The sequence below is a fragment of the Methylibium sp. T29 genome (assembly GCF_000576205.1).
GTDB classification, from domain to species: Bacteria; Pseudomonadota; Gammaproteobacteria; order Burkholderiales; family Burkholderiaceae_C; genus Methylibium; species Methylibium petroleiphilum.
In genome coordinates this window covers 1-1879 of record NZ_AZND01000421.1, presented here as the reverse complement: position 1 = coordinate 1879, position 1879 = coordinate 1, and the positions used below count along the sequence as shown (strand labels likewise).

The window sequence follows — 1879 nt, the reverse complement described above, 5'->3', positions numbered from 1 at the left end:
CGCGCGGACCGATGCGCGCGGCGCGCCGGCCGCCGCCGAGGCGCCGGCCATCGTGCGCAGCACGAACGACACGCCGCGCGGTACCGCACTGCGGCTCGACCGCGTCGGCAAGCAGTTCGGCGACCGTGTGGTGCTCGATGCGATCGACCTGCGCATCGAGCCCGGCGAGTTCGTCGCCATCGTCGGCCGCAGCGGCTGCGGCAAGAGCACGCTGCTGCGGCTCGTGGCAGGACTCGAGAGTGCGAGCCGCGGCAGCATCTCACTCGACGGCGCGGACGAGCCGCTCGCACAGCGCCGAGACCTGCGCGTGATGTTCCAGGACGCCCGCCTGCTGCCCTGGAAGCGCGTGCTGGACAACGTGGCGCTCGGCCTCGAGGGGCGTGATGCGAAGGAACGGGCCCGCGAGGCGCTCGCGCAGGTGGGCCTGGCCGAGCGCGCCGACGACTGGCCGGCGGTACTGTCAGGCGGCCAGCGCCAGCGCGTGGCGCTGGCGCGCGCACTGGTGCATGCACCGCGCCTGCTGCTGCTCGACGAGCCGCTGGGGGCGCTGGATGCGCTGACGCGCATCGAGATGCAGCGCCTGATCGAAAACCTGTGGCGCCGCCACGGCTTCACCGCACTGCTGGTGACGCACGACGTGGCCGAGGCGGTGGCGCTGGCCGATCGCGTGCTGCTGATCGAGGACCACCAGGTGGTGCTCGACGAGCGCATCGCGCTGGCCCGGCCGCGCTCGCGCGGCGACGCCGGCTTCGCCGCGCGCGAGGAAGCCATCCTGCAGCGCGTGCTGCAGCAGCCGGCCGCCGAGCCCGTGGTCTCGGAGGCGCTGCCCGATCCGTACCGGGCCCATCGGCTGCGGTGGGCGGTCTGAGGGGGCAGCGGCCCGACCCATTCCCCCACCGCCCCGCGCGCCGCAGCCGCACGGGCACACTGCCGGCATGACGACGAGCGCGCGGGGCGGCAACGAGGACGACTGGCTGGTGGCGTGCCTGTGTGCGGAGTGGTGCGGCACCTGCCGCGACTACCGCGCGGTTTCGAGGCGCTGGCGCGCGAGCAGCCGGCGCTGCGCTGCGTGTGGGTGGACATCGAGGACGACAGCGATGCGCTCGCGCCGCTCGACCTTGACATCGAGAACTTCCCGACCGTGCTCGTGGCGCGTGGCGCCGAGCTGCGTTTCTTCGGCACGCTGCTGCCGCATGCCACCACGCTGGCGCGCACGCTGGAAGCCGCGCGCGGCGCAGCGCTGGTCGCACTGCCGGCGGCGCAGGCCGAGGCGCTGGTGACGACGGTGCGCACGATCGGGCAGCCGGTGCGCTGAGCGCGGCCCGCCGCGCGGGCCCACATGCGGTTTGCGCATGTGGGCAGGCGAAGAGCTTCGTTGGTTGCAGAAGCGGTGAAGGCTACCTTCAGGTTTTGCACTGAAGAGGAAGTCCCCGCATGAGCATCACCGCCATCAATGTCCGCAACCAGTTCCGCGGCAAGGTCAAGGAGATCATCGAAGGGCCGGTGGTGTCGGAGATCGACGTCGAGACCCCGGCCGGACTGATCGTGACCTCGGTCATCACCACGCGCTCGGTCAAGGAGCTGCAGCTGGTGCCCGGCAAGGAAGTGATCGCGCTGGTCAAGTCGACCGAAGTGTCGATCGCCACGCTGTAGGCCGCACGCCATGCGCACCGCGGCGTTCCAGGTGCCTCGCCTGCTGGTGGTGCCCGGCCTGAACGACAGCGGGCCGGTGCACTGGCAGAGCTGGCTGCAGTCGCAGTACCGCGACGCCGAGCGCGTGGTGCAGCGCGACTGGTCCAACCCGCAGCTCGAACGCTGGGCCGCCCGCGTCGACGCGACACTGGAGCGCGCGGCGGGGCGCAGCCGCGGCGGCGAGCCG

3 protein-coding genes and 1 pseudogene are annotated in these 1879 nt (G+C 72.6%); all 4 read left to right on the top strand.

Annotation, left to right across the window (positions count from 1 at the left end; all coding sequences use genetic code 11):
• Positions 1-868 (top strand): ATP-binding cassette domain-containing protein (locus tag x551_RS21655; RefSeq protein WP_343252165.1); only part of this gene is annotated, 868 nt, incomplete at its 5' end.
• Between the two features lie 67 nt (positions 869-935).
• Positions 936-1315 (top strand): annotated as a pseudogene (locus tag x551_RS21650) (thioredoxin family protein).
• Between the two features lie 119 nt (positions 1316-1434).
• On the top strand, positions 1435-1653 hold the full coding sequence (locus x551_RS21645) for a molybdopterin-binding protein (RefSeq protein WP_011827720.1): 219 nt from the start codon (positions 1435-1437) through the stop codon (positions 1651-1653).
• Between the two features lie 10 nt (positions 1654-1663).
• Positions 1664-1879 (top strand): alpha/beta hydrolase (locus x551_RS21640; RefSeq protein ID WP_036251285.1); only part of this gene is annotated, 216 nt, incomplete at its 3' end.

Bases quoted from the DNA above. Each gene is read 5' to 3' on its own strand.
- x551_RS21645 (WP_011827720.1), top strand. From the start codon at position 1,435: ATGAGCATCACCGCCATCAATGTCCGCAACCAGTTCCGCGGCAAGGTC.